The 25,224-nt window shown below is 47.1% G+C and carries 22 protein-coding genes; 8 read left to right on the top strand and 14 right to left on the bottom strand.

What is annotated here, in order from left to right:
* Nucleotides 1-28 precede the first annotated feature (28 nt).
* The 4 genes from AB4Y93_RS22555 to AB4Y93_RS22540 form a co-directional block, all read right to left on the bottom strand.
* On the bottom strand, nt 29-826 hold the full coding sequence (locus tag AB4Y93_RS22555; protein ID WP_441895509.1) for an ABC transporter permease: 798 nt from the start codon (nt 824-826) through the stop codon (nt 29-31).
* Between the two features lie 81 nt (nt 827-907).
* Nucleotides 908-2,260, bottom strand: a complete 1,353-nt coding sequence (locus tag AB4Y93_RS22550) for an FAD-binding oxidoreductase (protein ID WP_441895274.1) — start codon at nt 2,258-2,260, stop codon at nt 908-910.
* A 15-nt stretch (nt 2,261-2,275) separates the two neighbouring features.
* Complete coding sequence (locus AB4Y93_RS22545; protein ID WP_167281520.1) at nt 2,276-3,049, bottom strand: ABC transporter ATP-binding protein; 774 nt, start codon at nt 3,047-3,049, stop codon at nt 2,276-2,278.
* A gap of 51 nt (nt 3,050-3,100) precedes the next feature.
* Nucleotides 3,101-3,907, bottom strand: a complete 807-nt coding sequence (locus AB4Y93_RS22540; protein ID WP_441895272.1) for a creatininase family protein — start codon at nt 3,905-3,907, stop codon at nt 3,101-3,103.
* 263 nt (nt 3,908-4,170) lie between these two features.
* Here AB4Y93_RS22540 and AB4Y93_RS22535 point away from each other — a divergent pair, with 263 nt between their 5' ends.
* Nucleotides 4,171-4,953 carry a DeoR/GlpR family DNA-binding transcription regulator gene (locus AB4Y93_RS22535; protein ID WP_441895270.1) on the top strand — a complete coding sequence of 261 codons (783 nt, stop codon included), beginning with the start codon at nt 4,171-4,173 and terminating at the stop codon, nt 4,951-4,953.
* A 124-nt stretch (nt 4,954-5,077) separates the two neighbouring features.
* Here AB4Y93_RS22535 and AB4Y93_RS22530 read toward each other — a convergent pair whose 3' ends face one another.
* Genes AB4Y93_RS22530 through AB4Y93_RS22515 form a run of 4 tightly spaced genes read right to left on the bottom strand, consistent with a single transcriptional unit; the run spans nt 5,078 to nt 7,991 of the window.
* Nucleotides 5,078-5,734, bottom strand: a complete 657-nt coding sequence (locus AB4Y93_RS22530; RefSeq protein WP_441895268.1) for a hypothetical protein — start codon at nt 5,732-5,734, stop codon at nt 5,078-5,080.
* A gap of 28 nt (nt 5,735-5,762) precedes the next feature.
* Complete coding sequence (locus tag AB4Y93_RS22525) at nt 5,763-6,575, bottom strand: aminoglycoside N(3)-acetyltransferase (protein WP_441895266.1); 813 nt, start codon at nt 6,573-6,575, stop codon at nt 5,763-5,765.
* Nucleotides 6,576-6,604: 29 nt separating this feature from the next.
* Nucleotides 6,605-7,732: a DNA polymerase III subunit beta gene (dnaN, locus tag AB4Y93_RS22520; protein WP_441895264.1), complete on the bottom strand. Its 1,128-nt coding sequence runs from the start codon at nt 7,730-7,732 to the stop codon at nt 6,605-6,607.
* Between the two features lie 25 nt (nt 7,733-7,757).
* A complete protein-coding gene (locus AB4Y93_RS22515; RefSeq protein ID WP_441895263.1) occupies nt 7,758-7,991 on the bottom strand; it encodes a ribbon-helix-helix protein, CopG family in 234 nt (77 codons plus the stop codon).
* A 203-nt stretch (nt 7,992-8,194) separates the two neighbouring features.
* Between AB4Y93_RS22515 and AB4Y93_RS22510 the strand changes: the two genes are divergently transcribed.
* Both AB4Y93_RS22510 and serS read left to right on the top strand, forming a co-directional pair.
* Nucleotides 8,195-8,689: an 8-oxo-dGTP diphosphatase gene (locus tag AB4Y93_RS22510; protein ID WP_441895261.1), complete on the top strand. Its 495-nt coding sequence runs from the start codon at nt 8,195-8,197 to the stop codon at nt 8,687-8,689.
* Nucleotides 8,690-8,968: 279 nt separating this feature from the next.
* Nucleotides 8,969-10,246: a serine--tRNA ligase gene (gene serS / locus AB4Y93_RS22505; RefSeq protein WP_441895259.1), complete on the top strand. Its 1,278-nt coding sequence runs from the start codon at nt 8,969-8,971 to the stop codon at nt 10,244-10,246.
* A 355-nt stretch (nt 10,247-10,601) separates the two neighbouring features.
* Here the strand turns inward: serS and AB4Y93_RS22500 are convergent, their stop codons facing one another.
* The 3 genes from AB4Y93_RS22500 to AB4Y93_RS22490 are packed head-to-tail and all read right to left on the bottom strand — an operon-like array spanning nt 10,602 to nt 15,867.
* On the bottom strand, nt 10,602-12,383 hold the full coding sequence (locus tag AB4Y93_RS22500; RefSeq protein WP_441895257.1) for a response regulator: 1,782 nt from the start codon (nt 12,381-12,383) through the stop codon (nt 10,602-10,604).
* Entirely contained in the window at nt 12,355-13,191 is an 837-nt protein-coding gene (locus AB4Y93_RS22495; RefSeq protein ID WP_441895255.1) for a CheR family methyltransferase, read from the bottom strand. The genes AB4Y93_RS22500 and AB4Y93_RS22495 overlap by 29 nt, the downstream gene beginning before the upstream one ends.
* 18 nt (nt 13,192-13,209) lie before the next feature.
* Complete coding sequence (locus AB4Y93_RS22490) at nt 13,210-15,867, bottom strand: ATP-binding protein (protein ID WP_441895253.1); 2,658 nt, start codon at nt 15,865-15,867, stop codon at nt 13,210-13,212.
* A gap of 236 nt (nt 15,868-16,103) precedes the next feature.
* On the opposite strand from AB4Y93_RS22490, the gene AB4Y93_RS22485 reads away from it, so the two are divergent.
* Nucleotides 16,104-17,576, top strand: coding sequence for a circularly permuted type 2 ATP-grasp protein (locus tag AB4Y93_RS22485; RefSeq protein ID WP_441895251.1), 1,473 nt, complete (start codon nt 16,104-16,106; stop codon nt 17,574-17,576).
* A gap of 41 nt (nt 17,577-17,617) precedes the next feature.
* Nucleotides 17,618-18,592, top strand: coding sequence for an alpha-E domain-containing protein (locus tag AB4Y93_RS22480; RefSeq protein ID WP_441895250.1), 975 nt, complete (start codon nt 17,618-17,620; stop codon nt 18,590-18,592).
* Between the two features lie 180 nt (nt 18,593-18,772).
* On the opposite strand, the gene AB4Y93_RS22475 is transcribed toward AB4Y93_RS22480, so the two are convergent.
* Both AB4Y93_RS22475 and AB4Y93_RS22470 read right to left on the bottom strand, forming a co-directional pair.
* On the bottom strand, nt 18,773-19,240 hold the full coding sequence (locus AB4Y93_RS22475) for a DUF2975 domain-containing protein (protein ID WP_441895248.1): 468 nt from the start codon (nt 19,238-19,240) through the stop codon (nt 18,773-18,775).
* 178 nt (nt 19,241-19,418) lie between these two features.
* Nucleotides 19,419-20,738, bottom strand: coding sequence for an alpha-L-fucosidase (locus tag AB4Y93_RS22470; RefSeq protein WP_441895247.1), 1,320 nt, complete (start codon nt 20,736-20,738; stop codon nt 19,419-19,421).
* 122 nt (nt 20,739-20,860) lie between these two features.
* On the opposite strand from AB4Y93_RS22470, the gene AB4Y93_RS22465 reads away from it, so the two are divergent.
* The 3 genes from AB4Y93_RS22465 (at nt 20,861) to AB4Y93_RS22455 (ending at nt 23,386) form a co-directional block, all read left to right on the top strand.
* Nucleotides 20,861-21,706: an AraC family transcriptional regulator gene (locus AB4Y93_RS22465; RefSeq protein WP_441895245.1), complete on the top strand. Its 846-nt coding sequence runs from the start codon at nt 20,861-20,863 to the stop codon at nt 21,704-21,706.
* Between the two features lie 131 nt (nt 21,707-21,837).
* Nucleotides 21,838-22,281: an SgcJ/EcaC family oxidoreductase gene (locus tag AB4Y93_RS22460; protein ID WP_441895243.1), complete on the top strand. Its 444-nt coding sequence runs from the start codon at nt 21,838-21,840 to the stop codon at nt 22,279-22,281.
* A 202-nt stretch (nt 22,282-22,483) separates the two neighbouring features.
* Complete coding sequence (locus AB4Y93_RS22455) at nt 22,484-23,386, top strand: phosphotransferase (protein ID WP_441895241.1); 903 nt, start codon at nt 22,484-22,486, stop codon at nt 23,384-23,386.
* Nucleotides 23,387-23,431: 45 nt separating this feature from the next.
* Here AB4Y93_RS22455 and AB4Y93_RS22450 read toward each other — a convergent pair whose 3' ends face one another.
* On the bottom strand, nt 23,432-24,937 hold the full coding sequence (locus AB4Y93_RS22450) for a malate:quinone oxidoreductase (protein WP_441895239.1): 1,506 nt from the start codon (nt 24,935-24,937) through the stop codon (nt 23,432-23,434).
* Nucleotides 24,938-25,224: the final 287 nt, after the last annotated feature.

Genomic DNA, 25,224 nt, shown 5'->3' with positions numbered 1-25,224 from the left:
ATCTCTCCTTTCTATTTAATCCGGTTGTTTAGCCTTCGGAAGAATTCATCTCGGATTCATGCCAAGAGCTGAGCATCCATTTGGCGAAGGCATTAACAAGCAGGAAGAACAAGATACCAAGCAGGGATGCAGATAAGCCGCAAGCGAACAAATAAGCCGTTTGCAGGCGGGAAGAAGCAACCGTAATGGCATAGCCTAGTCCACCTTTCCCTCCACCGATACCGGCAATGTACTCACCAACAATTGCGCCGATAACAGCGAGCGTACAAGAGATTTTCAGCCCTGCCACGATGTAAGGAAGAGCAGCTGGAATACGTAGTCGGAGCATGGATTGCAGAGGGGATGCATTGTAAAGATAAAAGAGGTTCTTCATGTTGTGGTCGGTCGAGTTAAGACCAATTAACGTGTTGGACAGCATCGGGAAAAATCCGATTAGGAAAGCAATAATGATAATAGCGTTCATGCCTGCACCAAACCAAATGACGATAATCGGGGCAATGGCAACGATTGGAATGGTCTGCATAATAATGGCGTAAGGATAGACGCTCCGTTCAATAAGCTTTGAGCTGGCGAGCAGAATAGCGAAACCAACGCCAAGCACAATGCTGAGAAGAAAGCCGAGCACCGCTTCTGTAATAGTGGTATAGACGGATACCCACAAATTCGACGCATTCTCCGATGCAGCCATCACAATATCTGAAGGCTTAGGCAGCAAATACGGTTTAAGACCAGATAATCGGCAGAACAGCTCCCAGCCTCCGATGAATAAGATAAAGGCCACACCCGGCGGTCCGATTCGCTTCCACATTTTCTGAAACCATGACATTCCCAGCTTTGTTGACTTTCCAGGGGCAGTTGACGTTCCAAAGGATAATTCCGGTTTCGTAAATACCTCTTCTCGCATCGTTTATCCCTCCTGATTCATAGCGGTGCTGACCGGCGTTTGCAGCTTGCCCGGATTAAGTAGTCCACGGGGATCATTATCCCGCTTGGCTTCGTGCATCACATGCCATTCTCCCCGGCCCCCCATCTCTAGAACCCAGGTATGAGGATCATTAACACGAACGCCAATGGCGTTAAAATAAGCAATAATCTCATAAAGCCTCTCATGTGTCGTGTAGCGGATAACCGGCAGAGCAGCTGGAACAACAACGCCAGCAGATCGCATAAACTCCAGATGCATCAGCACTTCATCGCCAAACTTCTCTTTAATAGAACGAATCTGCTCCAGGAACCGGTCCTTATCAAAGCCGGCTTGCAGATAGGTTACAGTCGGATCCGTCTTTAGTGCCCACAGCGTCGTATGATTCCATGTAAAATCGGACAGCCCGATCACTTTTCGGTATTGCTCCGGTGCAATCGTATACCCGATTCGGCCTCCGGCTGCACTAGCATGTTCCGCTAGCTGCGCCTCACTACCCTCTGCTGTCTCCAGCAGGCAAGCACTGCTGCCCGTTTCAAGTTTTGCAGCAATGGGCTTAAAGAAGGATGGAATCGGCCATTCCACCGGAGCAACAAGCCGCTTGCGGATTGAGTCATCTACCGCAACAGCATGAGAGAAACGGGCGGCGGCTTCAAAATCATCGAATTGTACAACCGTCTGCGTCCATTCAACCTTGGCAGCAATCGGGATCACCACTTCAACCAGTACTCCCGTCGTTCCGTAATTGTGGATGTAGGCCTTCAGCTCATCACCCTTGACGGTCAGCCTGCGTGGTGTCTCTTCCAGAGTGAGGACAACCGCTTCAAGAACGTTGCCGTCCCACAGGTTGCCCCAATGGATGGAGCCAATTCCTCCTGACCCGCCGCATACGAAGCCGCCAACTGTTGCTTTCATATAAGTACTCGGATAAATTCTCAGCTCTTTCTCCTGTGTGCGCAGCAGTTTCTCGAGCGCTCCCAGCCGAACCCCCGCCTGTACGCGGGCATACGTATCGGTCACTTCGAGCACCCGGTCTAGCTTACTTAGATCAAGAACGATACCGCCTTCGAGCGGTACCGCTTGCCCGTAGTTACCGGTACCCGCACCTCGGGTGGTTACGGGAACCCGTCGTTTCCAGGCAGAAGCCAGCACCTGAGCTGCTTCGTCCACTGTATGCGGTATAGCAATAGCCTCCGCACGTTTATCTTGAAGCAGCGGCACCAGCACGGGGGAATACCAATAATAATCCTTCGATAATTTATCTACCTGTTCGGGATTTGACAGCAGCTTCTCTTCCCCAACTGCAGCCTGCATCTCAACCATCCAGTCCTTCATCATGCTTCTTCCTCCTCTCTAATGCTTAAGGGCCAACGATACGGAACGGACGATCTGCCCAAATTCCGGGGTTGTACGGAATGTCTCATCACGGGGAAAAGGTACCGGTACATCAATCAGCTCGGCGATCTTGCCCGGCCGAGGTGTCATGACGGCGATACGAGTAGATAGAAATACAGCTTCAAATACGTTATGAGTAACGAACAGCACCGTCATTTCAGGATCTTGACGCCACAGCTCAAGAAGTTCAATTTGCAGGGTCTGGCGGGTAATTTCATCCAGCGCACCAAATGGTTCATCCATCAGCAATAGCTTTGGTTTGGAGACAAGGGCGCGTGCGATAGAAGCACGCATCTTCATCCCCCCGGATAACTCACGCGGCATTGACCTCATGTAGTCCTTCAGTCCAACCATCTCGAGCACTCGTTCCGCTTCCCGCTGACGTTCCTTGCGTGGTACTCCACGAAGTGCGAGCGGCAGCGTCACATTATCAATGACCGAGTTCCAAGGAAGCAGCGTATGATCCTGGAAGACAAATGCTGTATCGGATTGCTTGCGAGCGTCGCTCGCTGTTGTCCCCATTACCTGCAGCGTACCGCTGCTTGGATTGGACAAGCCTGTTATCATCTTGAAGATCGTGGACTTCCCGCAGCCCGAAGGTCCAACAAAGCAAAGAAATTCTCCCTCATGGATGGTCAGGTCGACCTCCTTCACCGCAACCGTTCCGTTCGGGTACACCTTGGACAACCTTTCCATTTTCACCCATTCTTTAGCCTGCGTGATTGTCGACATCTCAAGTCCCTCCTAAAAAGAATTGTCACTATTGCGGCTTAAAGCAATCACCTATCCGTTCTTCAATGAGTCCATCTCGAACTTTGCAATACCCATCAGCGCTTCTGCCAATAGCGGCCCTGCTTTCTTCAGCATCGCCTCACCTCTCTCAGCCGTTGCTTTAGTTGCATCCCCTGCTATCCCGCTGCGGGAGATGTCATCCATAACCCAAGCGAAGGAGCGAGATCTGAAGGAGAACGAACGGGAATCTGGAAACCGCGGCATTTCCCGTGGAGCGAGCTCTGCATCAACCCAATCAGGGCACACGGCCATAACAAGTGACGTCTCTACATCTCCGGCATGAATACCGCAGGCTTTTTCCTCATCATCTATGAACAAATCACTGTAGCCAACCGCCCCAGGATCAAGCCTGTATACCTCAAGCCCCGTCGCAATCCGAATCTCGCGGGCCATCATGCCAAGCAATTCGGCATTGCCGCCATGCGTATTAAATAACAACAGCTTCCGGAATCCACTTCTCGCCAGAGAGGCCGCAATATCCTCCAGCACAGCCATCAGCGTCTTAGCCGAAAGGGTAATCGTCCCCGGATGACCAATATGCTCGGTACTCTTCCCGTAACTTACAGATGGCAGCAGCCAGATCGGTGAATCCTCCGGCAAATGTTCGAATGCCTCTGCCAGCATCGCTTCTCCAATCAGCGTATCCGTGAAGACCGGCATATGAGGACCATGCTGCTCCACTGCACCAACCGGAAGAATGAGTAATACATCGTCTTTGGGCATTGCAGCAACCTCTTTGGTCGTTAAGCGCGGTAAGAAATGGCGGTCAAATGCTGTTCCTTGATAACGAAAGAACATGTTGTTCACCCCTCACAAAAATTTTATGTCAATATATCTAACATAATTGCAACGTAGATGACTCGATTTTAGAAATTCTCAATGAAATAGTGGCAAATTATCTGAATATTAAGTAAACTAAAATCACATCTAAGTCACATAAAACTACCTCATATCTACCTTATATCACAGAAACGAAAGAAAGTATACAGAATTTTCACACAATTGAACACGGACATGACATTGTATGTCACATTATTAGCACCCGGTAGGAGGAGGAGATTATGTTGTTAATAGGAACACGCCGCCACGAAATTATGATGCTATTGGACTCAAGGCCTCAATTAACCATTCTCGAGCTCGCTGAACAATTTAACGTCTCCAAGATGACGATCCGACGTGATCTGGACCTCTTACAGTCAGAAGGGAAAATTCAGAGGTTTCATGGCGGTGCCCTCAAAGTAAAACGATTCATGGGCTCGAAATACGAGCAGCGCGCGAATGAACACAGATCAGAGAAAACAGCGATAGCCAGGGAAGCGGTCAAACATATTCAAGACGGCATGAGCATCATCCTTGATGCTGGTACAACAGTAGCTGCGATGGTGGATGAGCTTGAATCGTTCAGAGGGCTCAAGATTATTACCCGCGACCTGCACACCGCACTAATGTTATCTAATGAGGAGCGGTTCGGGAGCTTTGATGTCTATTGCACAGGCGGAAGAGTGAGTAAGTGGGCTTACAGCCTCGATGGGATTTATACGGAGAAAATGATCAATTCCCTTACGGTAGACGTGGCGTTCCTTACTTGTGAGGCCGTCTCTCTTACAAAGGGAGCAATGGCCTGGTCACCTAATCTAGTCGGGGCCAGACAAACCACCATGGATGCTGCGGGGAAAACAGTGCTGTTAGCAGATTCAACGAAATTCAGCTATAACTCACTGGCCATCTTCGCTGGAATTGATATGTTCGATGAGATTATTACGGATAATCGCCTCGATGCTTATGAAGCAGCGGCGTATCGTCAGGCTGAGATTCCATTAACGATCGTCCCTGGTATGGAGTGACATGGAATAATAAATAACCGCAGGGCCCCTGCGGTTATTTATGTGCGATTTTATTTCAACCGTTCCGGGACAGGCTTCGGTTGATCTTCCATAGGCACGGTTAATGATCTATACAGAGCCTGGGTTACGTCAAATCTCCAGAGTAATAAGCATAAATCTGCTCAATTGGCTTAAAGTACAGATGCCCATCTTCCCATGGCTGAAAATGTAGATCCATCCTCGAATCGCTCCAGTTCCCTGGCGTCCCCTTCGTTCGGAGGCGCCCTGGTACGACGGGTTCTTCCGTCACATTCGGGAACTCCTGATAGCCGAACAGGAGATTCTCATGCATGCCGATGATCTCATATTTGGGGCCAAAGAACGCCCGCTCCTCCTGAAGCTGGTAATGGTAGTAAATGTAGCTGCTGACCATCTCCGGCTTCAAATGCGCGACCCGGCCAACTCGTCTTTCCACTTGATGCTTGCGCTGCCAATGTTCTACGCCCGCCGGTTCATTAAAGTGGAATACGTCGACCATACGGATCCATTGCCGTGGCTCCTCTTGCCCGGGCCAATCCTTCAAATACGACATGGCCGCACTTGCGAGTTCTTCGGGCAGGATAGGTCCATCCATACACTCGTAGTATAGGAAAACATTATTGTTCCAATGGAACGCAGCTGCCGTCATTAAACGGCCCTGCTTCATCAGGCTGATGGCCTGGTTATCCAGCTTCAATGCCTGCAGGCCTTCAGCTGCTTGCTCTTCTTTCCATACTGCTCTATACATGAATCGCTCTATCATATCCCTCGACTCCACTCTGCTATAAGGATCAAGAATAATAACGATGATTGGCCAGCCACTCGCCTGCGTAATCAACCGCTTCCTTCATATCAAGCAGTATACTTTCCGCTTGGCCAACTTGACCGATGGTGACCGTACCTTCACCTGCAAAATGCCTTCCGAGCTCTTCAAAATCATCGGAGCTGTAAGCATAATCCATAAACCATTTCCACGACCGCCGACCATTCACCATCATCGCTGCGCCCATCTTTTTGGTTGGCATCCCTTGAAGCCTCGTCTCAGCAAGATGAAGGCTCGTGCAGGAATCGAAGCCAGCTCCGAGCAGCAGCACTTTTGCATCTGCAGCATAAAGCTTGCCCAGTGGTGAATCCTTACCAAACTGCGGGGTTAAGGGATGGTCTGCCACAATATACGAGGCATGTCGGCCATTAGCGCAAAAAGAAACCTGTGGATGATTAGAACGCAGTGTTCCCGGATAAGTCCGGAACAGCTCTGCAATCTTCCCCATTCCCCGTGTAGGAGTAACCTTTGCATCAAAGGCTGGCATTTCTTTATATATAATATCGATCCATTCCTCAGGCACAGGAGGATTTCCCCATTCGGCAGGATCGCTCCAATCTCCACTTTGCGCTGGCATGACCAGCGTTCCAGCGTCCCCGATCGATTGTAATAGTGCTTGAATAACGGCCTGAGCACCACCGCACACCCATCCAAGGCTGGACAAAGAGGAATGAACAAGAACATGATCGCCTTCTTGAATCCCTAACTGTTTGAGGTCGTGAACCATACCACTTACCGTAACAGGCAGTTGTGTTCGATTGATAATGTCATGCTCGCTCATCTCGTATCACTCCACTTCTACTTCTACTTCTACTGTTCTACTGTTCTGACGGGGGTGATTAGGAATATAGCTGCAGCTTGCTCGTCCGCTGGCAGTATCATAATTGGACTATTATGTCCGGTGAATCTTATACGGATATAATGGCTATCCATAAAACGAAGAAGATCAATAAGAAACCTGCCATTCACTGCGATTTTGAAAGGATCACCGATGATTTGCTCTAAAAGCACTTCCTCATGAACCTCTCCTATTTCGGCTGTACGAGACAATAGGCTTAATCGATCTGCAGCTACTGATAACCGAATGACACTTTCACTCGCAAACACCGTTGCCCGTTCAAGAGCACGAAGGAAAGAGAAAGTATCCACAACAATCTCTGTCAAATAAGAGGTGGGAATGAAATTTTTTATAAACGGGTATACGCCCTCAAGTAATACGGATTGAAGCTGAATTCGGCCTACTCCAAAGCTTATGTAATGGTGACCAATTTCTATTTCTGCTCTGGCAGTCTCCTCATCCAATAGTCTGGCAACCTCAATTAAATTCCTACTGGGAATGATGATATCAGCATCGAGGTCAGCCTGTCTGTCTATTGGTATAGAACGAGAGGCAAGACGGATTCCATCTGTAGCAGCCAGACTAAGCCATTCATTTTGACATACCATATGAATACCTGTTAATACAGGACGAGTCTCCGAAGTAGAGGCAGCAGCAGCCACCTGCTTAATGGATGTCTTCAGTGTGGCATTGTTCACACTTAACTTCAACAAAGAAGTGCTCGCTGTTGTTGTAACTGGAAATTGTGCTGGATCCATTCCGCTTAATCGAATCCGGGAATGACCGGACACAATCGTAAGAATGAACGGTTCCATCTGTTCTATTGTAATGACTCCTGCATCAAATCTACGGATGACCTCATGAAAATATCGCGCTGGAACAACGATCCCGCCTGCTCTTTGCACCTTCATACAACGATCGTCTTGAGCAATCATGTATTGAATCTTCATACTTGAGTTGCTGGCCGTCACAGTCAGCCCTTGTGTGGTTGCCTCTATGTGTATTCCTGTTAATATGGCGATAGGATTATTCGTTGATACCGCTTTTAGCACATGCTGAATGGCGTCTATAAGGGAGTCCTTTGTAATCTCCAACCGCATTACCTTCACCTGCCTTCAAGGGCATTTATGAATAATAGGAATTAATGATGTTACGGATCACTTCCGAGCGCGACAGCTCTTGTTCCTGACACTGCTTCTCTACTTTGTCCCATATTTCTTCGGTAAGAGTTAAGGAAACCTTTTTGGTCACCCCTATATTTCTTCTGCCTGCTCCTTTTCTTAAACCGCCTCTCGCTGATATAAACCCCAACTGTCCATCTTTATTGGAAACACCAATTTTAAATTCATGATTACTCATCTCGACAGTATCCCCCGTTAATTGATTTAGGTAACTTTAATCAAAGTACATTGTTTAATTGTAACATAAAATTAGAAAAAATTTCAAATCAACCTCCGTAAAAAATCTGCCGTATCCAGCTATCAGAGTAATATCCCTTCTTCCACTAAGATGGTAATATAAATCTATCAATTATGATCCAACTAGGATAGGTGAACACACAAATGTCTATAACCTATAAGATGTATACGATGTGCATGGTACAGGACAAGGATAAGGTTCTATTAATTAACCGACCGGATAAAATGGGCTTCCCAGGCTACATTGCTCCCGGGGGCAAGGTTGATTTTCCCGAAAGTATTGTGAATGGAGCAATCCGTGAAGTTCGTGAAGAGACAGGCCTGATCGTTAAAGATATTGTTTATAAAGGGTTAGAAGAATTTTGCGATCCAAGCAAGCAGCTTAGATATATGGTGTTTAATTATTTGGCGACTTCGTTTGAGGGACAGCTGCTAGAGAATCCACCAGAGGGTGAGCTGCTGTGGGTGAACAAAGAAGACGCGCTGAAGCTGCCCATGCAGGACTGGTTTGTACGCCGATTCCCGCTGTTCTTCGAGGACGGTACCTTTGAGCTCAGCTATGTTTGGGATGAGAATAGAGATCAGACCTTGGATAAAACAGAGCGGCAGTATAGGAGCAAGAGCAGCATCAGCCTGTAGTTACAGCGCAAATTATTAGCACTTGTATAAAATACAGAGCATACGCTATACTAGTAAAAATCAAGATTATGCCGATGAAGAGAATCCAACTCGGAGGCGTTCTCGTCAAGGGGAAACCCCTAAGTTAACCGGGCCCGCCCGTTACCGCGGAACTAAGTGGATTAAGCAGTGATGCTGTTTAATCAATTTGGGTGGCACCGCGAGAATAAGCGCTCTTCGTCCCAATTATGGGAGGATTGAGCGCTTTTTTATATTCTCAAAATTAAAGGAGCGAGTGCCATGTTGGACATCAAATGGATTAGACAAAATCAAGAACTTATTCAGACCACGGCCAATCAGAAAGGTATCACCATCTCGATTTCGGAGTTAGTGGAATGGGATGATAAGAGACGGGCGTTACTGCAGGAGATTGAACAGCTTCGGCAGGAACGGAATCAGACCATTGAAGAGATTAATCACTTCATTCGCAGCGATGACCTTTATCACATCGAGCATAAGAAGTTTTATATGAAAGAAATCAATAAGCGTATCAGCACGTTTGAAAATGAACACAAAGAAGTTCATCAGCGTTACACGAATCTCCTCTTGTATGTTCCAAACATCGTCTCGCCAGACACGCCGATTGGCCTTTCGGATCAAGACAATGTGGAAGTAAAAAGGATCGGCGAGCCAACCAGCTTCACCTATGAGCCCAAAGATCATGTGACTCTTGGCGAGCTTCACCGAATGATCGATATCCCTCGCGGAGTAAAAACAGCCGGAAGCCGCAACTATTATTTGACCGGTGCGGGAGCTGCTCTGCATCGTGCGGTACAGCAGTTAGCCGTAGACTTGCTCACAACAAAAGGCTTCACCCTGCTCGAGGTTCCTTTAATGGTACGGCAAGAAACCTTGTATAATACGGGCTTTTTCCCGCTAGGCGAGGAGCAGACCTTCCGCATAGCTGATGAGAATAAATGGCTCGTTGGTACTTCGGAAGTACCACTTATCTCGTACTACGATAACGAAATTGTGGATGTAACTGAGCCAATCCGGCTTGCCGCTGTCTCGACCTGCTTCCGTAACGAGATAGGTTCGGCGGGGAGAGATGTGCATGGTTTATATCGGGTTCACCAGTTCTCGAAGGTGGAACAGGTTATTATTTGTGAAGCCAGCCTGGAGACATCGGAGCAAGTTTTTCAAGAGATTACAGCGAATGCAGAAGAGCTGTTGCAGCTGCTTGAGCTTCCCTATCGCGTAATGGCTGTCTGTACCGGAGATATGTCGCAAAAAACCTATAAACAGCTCGACATCGAGACTTGGATGCCTAGCCGAAATGCCTATGGCGAGACGCATTCGTCGTCCAATCTTCTTGATTTCCAGGCACGCCGTTCGAACATTAGATATCGGGATGCTGAGGGCAAAACACGGTTCTGCTACACCCTCAACAATACAGCTGTAGCTTCGCCGCGTATATTGATTCCTCTGCTGGAAAACCATCAGGAGGAAGATGGCACGATCCGTATTCCACAAGCCCTGCGCAAATATATGAACGGGATTGATCGTCTATACATTTGATATTGCCCACTGAGAGAGGGGCACTACTCTCCATTCGTGTCCCCCTCTAGCTGCGCTGCACTTTATACAGGATATTTAAAGCGGATGGAGCAGGGAGGCTGCCTATGTTGTACAATATGCATGATATTGGCCGCTTTTAGCTGATTTGCATCCCAAAAGAGCTGAATATCCTGCATTAAATACAACATAGGCTGGCCAACAGCCCCATTGAGCTTGATTATACTGTAGAACATACAACATACGTCGGCAGATGAGGTGCAGGGTGAGGTTCAGGGTGGGCGAATGCATCTAAAAACAAACAACAGACCTCCTCTAACCAAGAGGAGGTCTGTTCTACTTTCTACTTTCTATTCATCTACAACCTGAAATTCACAGAGAAGATCGTTCCCCACTCGCCAGTCTGCACCTTTATGACTGCGTCATGGCGAGCAGCAATACCGTAGCTGACCGATAAGCCAAGGCCTGTTCCGCTCGACTTTGTGCTGAAGAACGGCGTCCCAAGCTTCGCAAGGAACTCTTCTTTAATCCCGCTTCCCTCGTCTCTGACCTCCATCACAACTTCCTTGTCATCGGAGTAAGTCTTAATCGTTAAGATACCTCCGAGTGGCATCGCGTCTAGACCGTTCAGGACAAGATTCAGCACAAGCTGGCGGATCTCCTTCTCATCAAGTTGAATGGGCGGGCATTCGCCCAAATCCAGTGCAATATCATGATTACCTGTCATCGCCTTGGATTGGATGAGCGGGAACAACGTTTCAATAACGGTGTTAATCTGCTTGAGCTTACGGCTCGTTGGAGCCTGCGCACCTACAGCCAAAAACTCGGTTACGATATTGTGCACGCGGTCGAGCTCTTCGATCATAATGTCGGTATATTCCTTCGACGGGTTGCTCTTCGACAGCTGCAGGAATCCGCGGACAGTCGTCATCGGATTACGGATCTCATGCACGATTCCAGCAGCCATTTCTCCTGTTATGTTGAGCCGGTCAAGCCGAGTAATTTCCCTCTCTAGAAACACACGCTCGGAAATATCGGTCACCACACTAAGGAGACATTCCTCTCCATGCACCTGCATCACTTCGCTTGATAGTAAGCCATCCCGCAAATCACCGGATTTGGTCATATAGCGAATGCGGACATTACGAACCGGCTCCCATGGGTTATGACGATTCGAAGCCGAATCTCCCCTCTCCTCTGTCTCCACAATATATTGCAGCAGATCTGAGGTTTGATTCATCAATTCAATTCCTTCAAAGCCGGTAGCCTGCAGCAAGCTCTCATTCACATTAATGTATCGCTGATCCTTCATCGATCTTAGGGCGATCAGGCAGGGCGTCGTATCGAAAATTTTACGAAATCGCTCCTCCTCCATCATTTTGCGGTCGGTCACATCACGGATAGAACAGACGTATAGCTGTTGTTGGGCAATACTGGCTTTGCCAATCTGTACGTCAACAGGGAACGGAATAGAGTCCTTACGAACAGCTGTTGTTTCGATCAGCTGAGTTCCTTGAATATTCTCCGCACTTAGAAAAGAGGACATAGCAGGTACAATCTGATCGATATGCTGTCCTGCCAGTTTATCTGGCGTATAACCAAACATCTTAGCCGCAGTAGGATTCAAGGTTTGCATCATCCCATACTCATCAACGGTTACGATCGTGTCATTAGACGTCTCACCGATAACCTTGAGCAGCTCATTTTGCAGCTTAATCTGCTCCTGATACTGATACATTTGGACGAAAGCCTCAATCTTCATTTTTAACGTTTCAGGATGGAACGGTTTGAAAATATAATCGATTGCACCGACGGAATAACCATGCTTCACATGTTCTGCCGCCTGGCTGATCGCTGTGATGAAGATAATAGGAACATACTTGGAGCGCTCTCTCATCTTAATGAGACGAGCGGTTTCGAAACCGTTCATACCTGGCATTTGAACATCCAGCAGGATAACCGCAAAGTCTGTTGTCAGTACATGACGGAGCGCTTCTTCACCGGAATGAGCCGAGAACAAGCGGTAATTGGGGGAAGCCAGTATCGCTTCAAGCGCGATCAGATTTTCCGGCCGATCGTCTACCATTAATATATTGACCGTGGATACGGCGCTATTTAATTTTGCGGTAAAGCTTTTCATTAGGCTCCATCTCCTTGTAGCAGTCTGTAAAGCTGGTAAAGGTCATGCTTTCCTTATGCCCAAGTCCAAGAAACCCGGAAGGGGACAAGCTCTCATAGAATAGTCCATGAACACGATTCTGCAGCTGGGAATTAAAGTAGATCATCACATTACGGCAAATAATAACGTGAAACTCATTAAAGGATTCATCAACCGCCAGGTTATGCTGGGCAAATGTAATTTTCTCCCCTAGAAAGGAGCTTAACTTCGCATATTCGTTCGCATAGGAGAGATAATCCTCAATCGAACCTTTGCCGCCGGACAGCTTATAGTTATGGGCATATTGCTTCAAGCGCTCAAGAGGAAAGGATCCCAGCTTCGCTTCTTCAACGACCGCTTCATTCATATCCGTGGCATAAATTCTTGTCTTCTCAAGCAAGCCTTCCTCATGCAGCAGAATTGCCATCGAATAGGCTTCTTCACCTGTTGAGCACCCCGCATGCCAGATCCGGATAAGAGGATAATCCCGCAGCTCGGGAATGATGGTATGACGGAATGCTTTGAAGAAGCTTGGATCACGGAACAATTCCGTTACATTAATAGAGAAATCACTAGTCAGCCTCTTAAAGATAAGACGATCATGTAAAACCTTCTCCTGCAAGCCAGATATCGTCTTCAGGCGCTCTGCCCTGATGCGGTACCATATTCTGCGGCGTATGGTCGGCAGGACATAATTACGGAAATCCACACCGTAATACCGGTAGAGCGCCTCAAGCAGCAGCTCAATTTCAATCCGCTCGAGCTCCTCGAGCGGTTCCTTCTCACTCATGCACAAATGCCTTACCACCTATCTGCTCAGCCAAGTATGTATGCGGGCGAACAACTGCTCCAGCTTGACGGGCTTGCTCATGTAATCGGATGCACCTGCTTCGATGCATTTGTCTTTGTCATCTTTCATCGCTTTAGCCGTTAATGCAATAATGGGCAGCGATACGAAGCCCGGCATTTGCCGCAAGGTGCGCATCGTTTCATAGCCATCCATTTCTGGCAGCATAATGTCCATCAGGATAAGATCAACATCCGGATTGTCCTTCAACACTTTTAAGCACGAAAGTCCATTCTCAGCAAAAAGGACATTGACCTGTTTACTTTCCAAGGCGATGGTTGTGGCATATATATTTCGCATGTCGTCGTCGACGATTAATATCTTTTTGCCGACCCATACCGCGTCATCCAGCTCATTCTCAAGGTCTTGCGGTTCAACTGCGATCTCCGGCTCGGCTACGGCTGCAGCTGATTCTTGATGAACAATCGTGGCTCCCTCAGCCTCTTCCTCATGAGGCAATACCAGCGAAAAGACACTTCCTTTGCCAACCGCACTGCTCACATTAATCTCGCCATTCAACAAATGAGCCATATTAATGCTGATCGACAGCCCAAGCCCCGTCCCGCCGTATCTCCGGTTTGTTGTCCCATCCGCCTGCTGGAATGCTTGGAAGATAAGCTCCTGCTTCTCCTTCGGAATGCCAATGCCGGTATCCGTAATGGAGAAGGCAATTCCTGAATGAGATAGAGCACCGGTATGAGCACGATGAATATGCAGCTTCACTTCACCCCGCTCGGTGAATTTGAAGGCGTTAGACAGCAGGTTCTTAATAATCTGCAATAGACGCTGCTCATCCGTAAACATAGCCTGCGGCAGATCAGGATCCAGGACCGTTGTGAACTTGAGACCTTTCTGACGGGCAACCGGGAGAAACTGCTGCTCAGCAAATTCGCTGATTTCATGCAGACAGACTTTACCGTTTACGAGATCGATTTTACCCGCTTCGACCTTGGCCAGATCGAGGATATCGTTAATTAATTGCAGCAGGTCATTACCCGAGTGATGAATCGTATTGGCGTATTTGACCTGATGCTCGTTCAGATTGCCCTCTACATTGGTAGCCAGAATATTAGACAAGATGAGCAGACTATTCAATGGTGTTCGCAGCTCATGTGACATATTGGCCAGGAACTCGGATTTATACTGAGAGCTAAGCGACAGTTGTCTTGCTTTTTCCTCCAACTGCGTCTTGGTCTTCTCCAGCTCCCGCGTCTTCTGCTCAGAGTTCTTGTACTGCTCCTCCAGCTTCTCATTAATTCCCCGAAGTTCTTCGGACTGGGTCTGCAGCTCTTCCGTCAGAACCTGTGATTCTGCAAGCAGCTGCTCAACCTGCATGCGTCCGGCGATACTGCTCAGTACACTTCCAAGATGTGCGGATGCTTGCTGAAGCAGTGTTTGTTGAATATGGCTGAATGGATGGAATGACGCTATTTCAATAACCGCTACCACCTGGCCTTCAAAATGAATCGGCATAATCAGTAGACTCGTTGGTGCGGCCTTTCCTAATCCCGACGTAATTTGAATATAGTTGTCCGGGAGATTGTTCAGCAGAATCGTCCGGTTTTCCAAGGCAGCTTGCCCAACAAGCCCTTCACCTGTCTTAAACGATTCCACTCCGATGCCGGTCTGTTGATAGGCATACGAAGCCAGCTTGCTTAACTGTTGACGCCGGCCTGCGCCTTCTTTCAAGTAGAATACGCCATAGCTCGCTTCAACGAGTGGTGTAATGGTGGTGATAAACAGTTGTGCCAATGCTTCTAGATGATTGATTCCTTGGAACTTTGTAGCCATTTCGGCGACGTTGGTCTCAAGCCAGCGCTGCTCTTCTTCAAGAATCGAATATTTATTAAGCGTGATAGCCATCTCATTAAAGGACCGGGCAATATCGCCAATCTCGTCCTGTGAACGGACTTGTATTTGAGGTAGTTTGGAGGCTGTATTGGAATCGTGGGTAAAACCTGTAATAACACTAGTGATTTTGAAAAGATTCCTCGTGATGCGTTGAGATAGTAGAAGTCCAATCAGCAGAGTTAATAGAAAGGTAACAACAGTAAGCATAGCGGTCATCGTATTAACGAAGTCCACCATTGATGCGTTCTTGGCCCTTTCTTGATCTAATAATTGCTGTTGATGATTCACAAAAGCCTTAGAAAGCGGGCCCAGCTCTTCCCCTATTGGAAGTACTGCCGTTTTGAAATAGGCGAGGGCTGTTTCCTGATCATGATTCTTCTCAAGGTTTAAGAGCAGCTCATCAGAGGCTCTAATGAAGGAAGCGTCCGTATTCGCCAGCTCCTGAAACGCTTCCTGTACATCAGGCTTAATAATCAGGTTATCCACCTCATCAACAAGGGCCGTCATTTGAGTATTCGAGGTGCGGAGCTCTGTCAGAAAATCAGGGTCTTGCGTCAGCAAATAGCCCCTCAGGCTGTTCGTCTGCTGAACAGACAAATACTGAATTTCCGTGGCTTTGCTGAGCACGGCCACTCGCCTGTCGATCAATTCATCAAAGGAATGATTGAGTTTATCGTTGTAAATGTACGCCGTAATATTCACAGCTGTTACAAAGAAAGCAACGGATAAAAAGCTGATAAGCAGCTTACTTCGAATCGTAAACCTCATGATACACCTCTCTATTCATTTCCTACATCTTACTATTGTTACTATTAAGTGAATATAGCAAAAAGTACTAGTTATAAGGCAATTTTCAATCGTCACAGAATAGACACAATTAAGCAAGGGGTTTCGACATACATTCAATGATTGGTTGCTCTATACTTGCGTTATTATCCGAATGTCACAATAACTAACACACTCATAATGAATGAAGCAATAAGAACAATGGAGGGATATCTGTCATGGCCATGCTTATGATGAAGGATAACATGAACCAGCTCTTCGCTGATTATGAACATCCGGCTTTTTACGATGAAATGTTTGAAGGGCGAGGTAAAGGCAGAACCCACTACGGTGCTATCCTGCAACGGTTGTCCAAAATGGGGCTGGAAGAATTAAAAAAGCGTGATGCCATGATGCAAGAAGAAATGGTCAAGCAAGGGATTACCTTTACCCTATACAGCAATAATCCGGAAGAATCCTCGCAAGAGAGGACCATTCCTTTTGATATGATGCCGAGGGTCATTACCTCGGACGAATGGCTTCATCTGAATCAAGGCCTCAAACAGCGGGTCAAAGCATTGAATCTTTTTATATGGGACATCTATCATGAGCAGAATATATTGAAAGACGGACTTATTCCTGCCGATTTGGTTCTGAATAATCCTTATTATGTGCCAGAGATGGCTGGAGTGGATGTTCCAAACCGCACTTATATCCCATTATCCGGTATTGATATTATTCGCGGCCATTCTGGAGAACTTTACGTCCTCGAGGATAATCTTCGAACCCCTTCAGGCCTATCCTACGTGTATAAAAACCGGGCTCTCACAACAACCTTACTTCCCGAATTGTTCTTCGATCAACGAGTTCGCAGTATCGATCAAGGAATGAACGCCCTGCTCTCAAGCCTTCGCAGCTTAGCTCCGAATTCCAAACCAGACCCTCATGTTGTCCTGCTTACTCCAGGCATTTATAACTCCGCTTATTATGACCATACTTTTCTGGCGCAAGAAATGGGAATTGACTTGGTCGAAGGCAGCGACCTGATCGTTAAGGATCGAGTTGTCTATATGAAAAGCAGCGATGGAATTCGCCAAGTTGATGTCATTTACCGCCGAATTGACGATGAATATTTGGATCCTCAGGTCTTCCGGAAAGATTCCTTACTAGGTGTACCTGGACTCATGGATGCCTATCTTGCTGGTAATGTGGCATTAGCCAATGCCCCTGGAACAGGTGTAGCTGATGATAAAGCGGTATATGCGTTTGTACCGGATATGATCCGTTACTACCTCAAGGAAGAACCCATCTTGAACAATGTTCCCACTTATATCTTAACAAGGCCTCATGAGAGAGAGTATGTGCTGTCGCGTTTATCCGATATGGTCGTCAAAGAAAGGTCCTTATCTGGAGGGTACGGCATGCTGATCGGCCCAACTGCCACGGAAGAAGAGATTAAAGCTTTTGCCGAGAAAATCGTCCAGCATCCGGAGCGTTATATTGCGCAGCCTACTGTAAAGCTGTCCTGCAGTCCATCACTTACCGGCGGCCGTGTTGCTCCCCGTCATATTGATCTTCGCGCTTTTACCTTCATGGGCTCCGAAACGTACGTCGTCCCGGGTGGTTTAACCCGTGTGGCATTGAAGGAAGGCTCTCTTGTCGTCAATTCATCGCAAGGCGGCGGTACAAAGGATACATGGGTGTTGACCTAATCCGGCATTATAAATTTTGATCTCACGAAGAGGTGGAAAAAATGATAAATCGTTATGCGGAACTCCTGCTCCTGATCGGACGTCTTCTGGAGAGAGCAGATAACTATTCCCGCATTATTAATGTCTACTATAGTATGCGTGATGAGCTGGTTGAAGAGGAGCAGGGCTATACCTGGGAGCGGCTTGTTGCTGCCGTAGGCGATATCGAGGAATTTAAACGGGTGCAGCCACAAGCGAGTGAGCGGGCTGTCCTTCACTACCTGACATTCGAACGCTCAAATGAGGATAGTATTTTCTCCTGTGTTCAGCAGGCTAGAACTCATATCCGTACCTTAAGACCAATGCTGCCCGTCGAGCTGTGGGATATCATCAATTCCTTCTATTTGTGGCTGAAGGAACAGGAAGTCAATAAGATGATGCCGCAGTCTCCTTATATGTTCTATAAACGGGTCAACGAATGGCTCTCGATGTTTAACGGTGCGGCGGATTCCACTATGGTCCGTGGACAAAGCTGGAATCTCCTTCAATCCGGTAAATTCCTAGAGCGGTTAAACGGTACCGTCCGTATTATACATGCCACTTATGGCAACCTGCTGCGGGATACGAAGCAGCTTAACGAGGAAGCCCGCTATAATCGATTCCTTGTGCTCCTGAAATCCTGCGGCGGCTATGAGGCCTTCCGCAAATTCCACGCTCAGGACGTCCGGCTCGCTGAAGTGACAGAATTCCTGCTTCGGAATGCTGAATTCCCGCGCTCTGTCCGATTCGCGATTGATTCGCTCGCCAGCTATGTGGAGATTAATCCGCTTGTACATCAATCCATAAAAACATTATCCATCCAAACAAGTGATGTCCTTGCTTGTATACGTGCCAACAAGCAGCGTTATGGTGATCATGTGACCGAGGAAGTGCAGCTGCTCCTGCAGCAGTTGCTGCACTCCCAAGGTGATCTTGGATCGTTTATTGCAGAGGCATGTTTACAAGTGGAGGAGCAGCAGGATCCTGTGGAAATATGAAAGGGCTGTCAAGGCGTACAAAGCAGCAATGAAATAAGGCTCGAACAGTCTTGTGCTGTTCGAGCCTTATTTGTATTAGACCACAAGATTAGAGATAAATGCTCTACTATCTTTTGCGATTTTCTCGTATTCAAAGTCGTGAACATAATGACCGTAAGTAAGTATAACTGGTTGACTATTTCACTTTATATCCGGGGCATTTTTTATTGGCTTTTGAAGGACGTCCACAATGGCCACGAAGATACTTGTTAATAAAATACCCAATAGACATAACGGTACAGGAGCCGCATCACCACCTGTGACTTTGGCACATACCTTTAAGCTTACTATTGCTAATAAAAAGAGGAAAATGACTGCAATCGCACATTTCTTTATAATCTTCAATGATTTAAAGGATAATTCAGAAAAAGCAATGTTCTTTTCGATGTAAGTTAAAAGTTTATATGATTGAAACAGCGCAACAGCAAACGCGATACAGAATCCGTATGCGCATACTAGAAAAGGGATTAGGAAGTAAGCTGTATCGGGATGAACTCTTGCATCTCTAATGGCTATCCCAGGCAACGAGATACACAATGCAAGCACTGCAATTCCTGCCAGAAAAATAATGACCTTTAAGAAACTGGTTGAGCCCCATTTAACATTCATTTATAACACCTCACTTATTTGATGACATCATAATCTTATCATTTGATATATTGTAATTCAATAAATTAGTATTGTTTTTTATTTTATTATTATTGTTACTCAAATATCCTCATTATTTTACCAAAACACAAAGAGACCCTCCTTATTTCGGAGAGTCTCTTGAATGCTTTAAGTTCCCTTATTCTTCAATCAGTGTAATCTCAACGACCGTATCCCGCTCATCTGGGAGCGGATATGTCGAGTGCTCTGGTCTAGCAAAGTTGAAGAAGGCATCATCCTGATATAACGATGCATTCCACGGACGCGAAAGGAATACCTCAGCTCCGTCCGACAGCAGTCTCGCTTGCTTCACGCGGCCTGCCAGCCCGACCAAATTGACCGGCCCAATGCTTTCTTCAAAGAGATGCGCATACAGCTTATTCCCCTTACGTGTATATCTTCCCCATTCCGGCTTCGTTAGACCGGCTTCACCGCAGCCGTAAATGCTGTCCCCGTTCCTGCGTATCCATTGGCCAACTTCCTCGAGGATTTCGAGGGATTCACGCGGAATCTCGCCCTTCGCGTCAGGCCCAACGTTCAGAAGCAGGTTTCCGTTCTTGCTGACGCATTCCACCAGCTTGCGGATCACCGTCTTAGCTGACTTATACGTAAGGTCTGCGGCGCTATAGCCCCAGTTGTTGTTCAGCGTAATACACGCTTCCCACGGAATAGAGTTACCCGCTTCATCCGTGATTCCGCTTGGCGGAATAATCTGCTCCGGAGAGGCAAAGTCACCGGAGTACAGGCTCGGATTATCCGTATAAATCGAACCGCCCTCCTCGCCGCTTGCTTCGAGACGGTTGTCTACGATGATATTCGGCTGAATCGAACGGATCATCTCCATAAGCTCCGTAGCACGCCATGCTTCTCCCTTCAGATTGCCATAGGAGAAGTCGAACCACATAATATCGAGCTTGCCATAGTCGGTCAGCAATTCTTTGACTTGACCGTGCATATAGTTCAGATAATTGACGAATCGCTCGGGATCACGCTTGTACTCCTCATTGTCCCGCATCGGATGAATCTGATCCCCGTATGCCGGGTAATCCGGATGATGCCAATCCAGAAGCGAGTAATATAAGCCAACCTTCAGCCCTTCTTCGCGGAAGGCATCAAGAAACTCTCTTACCAGATCCCGGCCAGATTTCGTGTTCGTGGACTTGTAATCTGTCAGCTTACTGTCGAACAGACAGAATCCGTCATGATGCTTGGCCGTCAGTACGGCATATTTCATCCCCGCTGCTTTGGCTGCCTTCGCCCATGCCTTCGGATCATAGCGTTCCGGGTTGAATTCATCAAAGTAGACCTGATAGTCTTCATTGCTGATTCGTTCAGCGTTTCTTACCCATTCCCCACGTGCGGGAATGGCGTAAAGCCCCCAATGAATGAACATGCCGAATCGGTCCTGAAGGAACCACTGGGTACGTTCTGTACGCTGCTCGATATAAGATTGACTCATCGGAAAGGATCGCCTCCATAGCATCTGATATACCCTTAGTCTAGCAATGATTTGTGCTATGATATAGGCAGTAAATTAGCTAGTATGGGGATTAGATTAACCTAAGTCGAGGTGTCCACCGCATGCCGTTTAACCAAAACCCAGAGTTTCTGAATGAGATGCTTCAGCACCTGCAGGTACACCTGGAAGAAGCTTATTACACCGAATGCTCACCACAATGGCGCGAGCTCGATTACGTCCCTAAGTATAATAAGTTTTATCTGATCTGCGAGGGAGATGGCTGGCTGCAAATAGACGGAGAGGAGTACCGTCCTGTTCCAGGCCAGCTCGTCCATATGCCCGCCCACGTCCTGCAATCCTATTCCGCTGTAAGCGATAAGCCTTATGCGAAATATTGGTGCCATTTTACCGCCACGATGGGAGAAATGGATCTTTTCCAATGGGTAGATGCCCCTTCTATCTTAGATATCCCTCCCCCGCTCATGGACAGGCTGATATCGCTATTCCGTGAGCTGAGCAGCTTGTACCAGAATCGAAGTTACCTAGCGAGAATCCGGGAGAAAGCCATTTTGCTCGAGATCATCGCCTTGTTCCTGTCCGAATCCAATACCCATCTTCGGTTTGTACCGGGTCGGCTAGGCGAGATCGAACGACTAAAGCAAATTGAGACGTTTATCGAAGCTAATCTATCCCAATCCCTCACGCTGGAGCAGCTGGCCAAGCATGTTCATCTTCACCCGAACTATCTCGTGCGTTATTTCAACAAACATTTTGCCGTCTCCCCACTCAAATATATCAATCGCAAGCGAATGCAGAAGGCCAAGTCACTGCTTGGCTCGACCGACCTGTCCATTAAAGAGATCGCGGATGCTGTTGGCTATCCCGATACGAATCACTTTGCGAAGGCGTTCCGCAAGGAAGCGAGCTGCTCTCCAACTGAGTACCGCCTGCGGGCAGGGCGAAATTGAAAAAAGTGAAAATGGAGTAAGTCGATATCCGTCGCCAGTCTGAGACAGCTTCCATCCTTGGGGCGATTATCGCTTTGCTGCTTTGCTCTATAATGAGGGGCAAGACAATCGTCCAGAGAGGATTGAGGTCAATGCTCGATAATCGAGAGGATATTCAGGCGATACATGAGGTGTTCTCTGCCTTATCTCATGCTTGGCAGCAGGGTAATGGCAAGGCGTATAGCGAGATCTTTACTCCTGATGCGGACTATGTGACCTTCTTTGGCCAACACTTGAAGGGCCGAAGCGAAATCGATCACGCCCATCAAGCCTTATGGAATGGTCCGTTACGTGGTTCAAGGCTTATAGCGGACTCCAATGATATGAGGTTACGCTTCATAACCCCCGAGTTAGCGATTGCACATGCTACTGGAGCCGTTATGATGCGATGGCAAAAGAAAGCTCCAGCCAGCCGCGATTCCATTAACACAAATGTGTTAGTGAAGCAAAATGGCGAGTGGAAAATCGCCGCTTTCCATAACTGCCGTATCAAGAAATTCAACTGGCTGACACGCCGCTTGTTTAAAGTGGAATAATATCATTTTATAGCACAAAAAAAGGGTTGTCCCCAAACGCGAGGGCAGCCCTTTTGACTATGCAGACATAAAAAAAGAGTCCCGAATTTTGCCAAGACCTTATTCAACATCATATCAGAGGGGAAATGTTCAGTCTATATCTTTTTGACCAAATATGTAAAAATATGTTCCGTCACTACAATCTACGGAGGTGCAGCTTTCAATGATACCAGCATGCTTATCTGAATATCGTTCCTTAGTTCCAGTATTGAATGACGTTGTAGAATGGTCACTGTTACGGAAATGGACACTTTCCGAAGTGTACAGAGTACGGCTCCGAACAGGAGAGTCTCGTATTATTAAATGGGGCGGCAATGAAATGGCTGGCGAAGCCAGCATCTATCGAGAACTAGTACATCCTTTGCAAATCAAAGCGCCGCAGATTTTTGAATATGTCGAGTTGAAGGACAGTGGGGTTATGATTATGGAGGATGCGGGTCACACTAACTTGGAAGTTGAACCGCAGCCCACTCATTTTCTTGAGGCAGCCAGAGAGCTGGCAAGGCTAAGAGCACGAGCAACAATCAACGTAGAAAAAATGCTCCCAAAACCCATTATCGATACTTATTTTGTCTCTATGGGCCAGTTTCTAGACCTGCTTGATGACCTGCTGCAATCCGAAAAGCTAGCTGATGCTGAAGTGCTGCAGAATCTAAAGACTGCACTGCCCTATCACTTGGAAAGATTGTATCAAACGGCACCCGTTACGCTCGTCCACCATGATTATCATGCTAAAAACCTTGTCATTGGGCACCGAGGCATTATGCCGATTGATTGGGCACTGGCGTATTTAAGTCCTCATCTTGGCGACTTGTACTGCCTGATTACGGAGGCCGAAGCCTACAGCAATCTAGCTAGAGAAGATATCCTTACAGCCTACCTTGAAGCAGTGGATATACCCGTCGACCAACTGAACTGGCAAGTGTCCGTAGGCGGCTTATGTTGGCTGATCAAAACCTTACGATGGCTGGTTTATGGTGGAACAGAAATCATTCCGGGATCCGAGGCTTGGATCCCAGATCTGATGAGTGATGTCGAGCAGCTATATCAGGGAATCAGCACATAAAAAAAGCCATCAATTGTTGAGTCAACAATGGATGGCTTCCCTAACCTATGCTAATGCCGATGCAGATGGTTTTTTACTTACTAAGCCAAGAGCCTCGTTAGTGGTTGCATTGATTTGTTGAATCAGCTCTGGTTGCTCTAGAAGCTTCGCGCCGTAAGATGGAATCATCTCTTTAATCTTAGGCTCCCACTCTTTCATATGCTGCGGGAAGCAATTGTTGATCACTTCGAGCATAACAGATACTGCTGTCGATGCACCTGGCGAAGCGCCAAGCAAGGCAGCGATCGAACCGTCAGCGGCATTAATAACTTCCGTACCAAACTGAAGAGTTCCTTTGCCTGCATTCGTTTCTTTAATAATTTGAACACGTTGGCCTGCAACGAGCAGTTCCCAATCTTCGCTCTTCGCGTTAGGGATAAACTCTCGCAGAGCTTCCATACGCTGCTCTTTCGATAACATAAGCTGTTTGACCAGATAGGTCGTCAAAGACATATTTTTCGCGCCTGCCGCCAGCATATTCGTAAGGTTATGCGGTTTGACAGAAGTGATCAGATCCATGTTTGATCCATATTTCAGGAACTTTGGCGTAAAGCCAGCAAATGGGCCAAAGAACAACGATTCTTTGTTGTCGATTACGCGTGTATCCAGATGCGGTACGGACATTGGTGGCGCGCCAACTGGAGCTTGGCCGTAAACTTTCGCGCGATGCTGAGCCACGACCTCCGGTTTTTTACACACCATGAACAGACCGCTAACAGGGAATCCGCCGATGCCTTTTCCTTCAGGAACGCCGGATTTCTGCAACAGATGCAGACTTCCACCGCCACCACCGATAAAGACGAACTTGGCATTAATACGTTCCTTGCTGCCGTTCTCCATATTCCGAACTTTCAGTTCCCACGAGCCATCATTCGCACGTTTAATATCATCTACATTATGGTTGAAGTTTATGTCAACGTTCTGTTTCTTTAATTGATTAAACAGAATGCGCGTTAAAGCGCCAAAGTTAACATCCGTTCCCGTTTCAATTCTAGTAGCTGCGATTGGTTGGTCCACTTTACGGTCTTTCATCATAAGCGGAATCCATTCAGCCAGCTTCGCCGGTTCATCGGAGAATTCCATTCCTTCAAACAATGGATTGCCCGACAACGCTTCAAACCGTTTCTTCAAGAAGGTTACATCCTTTTCCCCTTGCACAAAGCTCATATGAGGAACGGGTACAATAAAGTCCCGCGGGCTGCGGATCAGATTACTGTTAACAAGATAGGACCAGAACTGCTTGGAAACCTGGAACTCTTCATTAACCTTATTCGCTTTGCTAACATCAATGGATCCGTCCGGCTTCTCTGTTGTGTAGTTCAGTTCGCATAGCGAAGAGTGCCCGGTACCTGCATTATTCCATTCGTTAGAGCTTTCCTCACCTGCGCTTCCACGCCGTTCAAACACTGTAATCTCCCAGTCCGGTACTAGTTCTTTCAGTAGTGAACCGAGAGTCGCACTCATGATTCCGGCACCAATTAATACAACGTCTGTTTTCGTCTGTTTGCTCATTTCAACCGTCCTTATACCCTTCGATTTGCAGAAAGGATGCAACACTCCTGCTTATCACACATCTTTTCTGTATCCATAAATAACTGATTATATTGTAGCACTACGATCAATGAATAAAAGTATCTACTCCTATTATACGATAGTTTCAAGCTATAATCGACGCTATTTCGACATGATTTTTTAACCATTCCCTGAACAATTCTCCACAAATGCCTTCGATTTTGCTCATAAAATAATAAAACCACTCCTATGTTTGGAGTGGTTTCCATTGAAGTTCAGCTTAACAC

The organism is Paenibacillus sp. YAF4_2, assembly GCF_052113225.1.
Lineage (GTDB): Bacteria > Bacillota > Bacilli > Paenibacillales > Paenibacillaceae > Pristimantibacillus.
The sequence above is the reverse complement of the archived record's forward strand: the minus strand, read 5'-3'. Positions and strand labels throughout refer to the sequence as shown.